This is a genomic window from Geobacillus sp. WSUCF-018B (assembly GCF_002809985.1).
Classification (GTDB): domain Bacteria; phylum Bacillota; class Bacilli; order Bacillales; family Anoxybacillaceae; genus Geobacillus; species Geobacillus thermophilus.
In genome coordinates, this window is the sequence record NZ_PIJF01000115.1 from 1 (window position 1) to 2,232 (window position 2,232).

Genomic DNA, 2,232 nt, shown 5'->3' on the forward strand with positions numbered 1-2,232 from the left:
AGCTGCAGCGTCAACCCCAGCGTGAAGAAAAACTTGTGGATTCCTTGGTGATGTGCTAATCTATTCATGAGACATGAACCTCCTTGTGGATAGTTGGTGATACATCTATTCTAACCAAGGAATCGGGTTCATGTCTCCTTTTTTGTTTAGTTGTCAATTTATGTCAGTGAATTTGCTCATCTACAGATGGTATAATAAAAATATACAGAAAGCGAGGGATAGCAATGGGAAATGTAGACATTTTAAAAAATCATAATGAAGATGAGCGCCACGACTACGTGCATATTTTTCAATTAGTTAAGCGGGCGTTACAGGAAGCGAATTTATTGCAGTTGACTGTTATTGAAGAACAAACAGATAAATTGATCGTGAAGCCGAAACCGTTGAGTACCGAGGATAAAGTGAAAGCTTTTGAAAGCTTAGCAGGTAGTGCCGTTCTCGCTGGTGAAAATGTAAAAGAGTTGCTTAAGATGGCTAATCGGGAAGAAGAATGGAGGAATAATGAGCTTGAGTAATATCGCACTTATTGATAATAACATTTATGTTTATCATTATTTGGGCTATGAGCCAGTGAAACACCTCTTCACCCAACTGTTAAACGATGGTTTTGAAATCGCAATGTCTAGCGTTGTTGCGATGGAGTTTCTTTCATATGAAAAGGTAGAAACGAACGAAGCCATTCGTCATAAGCGATACAGCTATATTCGGGCATCAACGCTATACAACGTGGACTTCGAAATAGCAGAAAAAGCAGCGGAATTACGAAGAAAATGTAAGATGGAAACCGGAAAAACATTAAAAGCAGGGGATGCGCTTATTGCTGCTACAGCGATTGCAAAAGGAATGACATTGTTTAGCAATAATGATAAAGATTTTGTACGTTTGCAAAAATGGGGATTGAATTATGTGAATCCTATTCAAGATCCAGAAGACTTGCAAAAATTTCTTAATAAGCTGTTATAAGACCGTTGCAATTCATTTAGACCTTTTTCGAAACATGTGCATGATGCTGTCTTCTAATTCAATGTCTTTGTCACGCAAGCTTTTTGCGATGGTGAGTTTTTCAAAGAAACATTATACTCTCCTATGCTCACCGATCGTTCTCTCCTTACTTTTCCTTACAAACCCATATTTCTACATTTGCATTTCTCTTCTTCCTTCAGTATAGTATGTCAGAACGCCTGTTGTACTATTGGGCGCGGCTGTTTTCGTCCTCTCTTTTGCAAGGACAACGGTATGCCGCACTTCCACCGACGATTATGATCGTCATCCTGGGCGTGACAGGCACGTATCTTAAGCGATTCATTCCTTTTCCATTTCACAAAGCATATTTTTTCCTCTTTTGCCCAACATAAAGTATGATGAGTAGTAGAGAACATTCCAAAACCTAAAGGAGGGCTGCCGCATGACGAAACGAGTGCTCATGGTGGTGACGAACCATACGACGATCACCGACGACCATAAAACCGGGCTTTGGCTTGAGGAGTTTGCCGTACCGTATTTGGTATTTAAAGAAAAAGGGTATGACGTGAAAGTGGCGAGCATTCAAGGCGGCGAGGTGCCGCTTGACCCGCGCAGCATCAATGAAAAAGACCCGTCTTGGGCGGAGGCGGAAGCAGTGCTGAAGAACACAACACGTTTAAGCAAGGACGATGCACACGGGTTTGACGCCATTTTCCTTCCCGGTGGACACGGGACGATGTTCGATTTTCCCGACAATGAAACGCTGCAATACGTCTTGCAGCAGTTTGCCGAAGACGGGCGCATCATCGCCGCTGTCTGCCACGGTCCGTCAGGGCTGGTGAACGCCACATACAAAGACGGCACGCCGATTGTGAAAGGAAAAACGGTCACGTCATTTACGGATGAAGAAGAGCGTGAAGTCGGGCTTGATGTGCATATGCCGTTTTTGCTCGAGTCGACGCTGCGCCTGCGCGGTGCAAATTTCGTCCACGGCGAGAAATGGACCGATTTCTCGGTGCGCGACGGTAACTTGATCACCGGGCAAAATCCGCAATCAAGCCGAAGCACGGCGGAAAAAGTCGTCGCCGCGCTGGAAGAGCAGGCGTGAGCGATAAAGGCTGAATGTGCGGCAAAGGGGTGTCCCAAGAGAACGGGGCACCCTTTCTTCATCAGGCATTCGTGAAAAAACAGAACGTGTACGTATCCATGACCGATATGAAACCGTATCGTGGGCGTTCTATCAGTTCCGTCAAATGTTAGAGTATAAGG

General features: G+C 44.5%; 4 protein-coding genes. All 4 read left to right on the top strand.

The genetic code is table 11. From position 1 onward, the window contains the following. Positions 1–224 precede the first annotated feature (224 nt). The 4 genes from CV944_RS16745 (at position 225) to CV944_RS16760 (ending at position 2,071) form a co-directional block, all read left to right on the top strand. On the top strand, positions 225–515 hold the full coding sequence (locus CV944_RS16745) for a hypothetical protein (RefSeq protein ID WP_033010796.1): 291 nt from the start codon (positions 225–227) through the stop codon (positions 513–515). Further along, entirely contained in the window at positions 508–963 is a 456-nt protein-coding gene (locus CV944_RS16750; protein ID WP_063211092.1) for a PIN domain-containing protein, read from the top strand. Before CV944_RS16745 ends, CV944_RS16750 begins: the two co-directional genes overlap by 8 nt. 206 nt (positions 964–1,169) lie before the next feature. Further along, positions 1,170–1,355, top strand: a complete 186-nt coding sequence (locus CV944_RS18025; protein WP_080729623.1) for a PD-(D/E)XK nuclease family transposase — start codon at positions 1,170–1,172, stop codon at positions 1,353–1,355. Between the two features lie 50 nt (positions 1,356–1,405). After that, positions 1,406–2,071 carry a type 1 glutamine amidotransferase domain-containing protein gene (locus CV944_RS16760; RefSeq protein ID WP_033010793.1) on the top strand — a complete coding sequence of 222 codons (666 nt, stop codon included), beginning with the start codon at positions 1,406–1,408 and terminating at the stop codon, positions 2,069–2,071. The last annotated feature ends 161 nt before the right edge of the window (positions 2,072–2,232 follow it).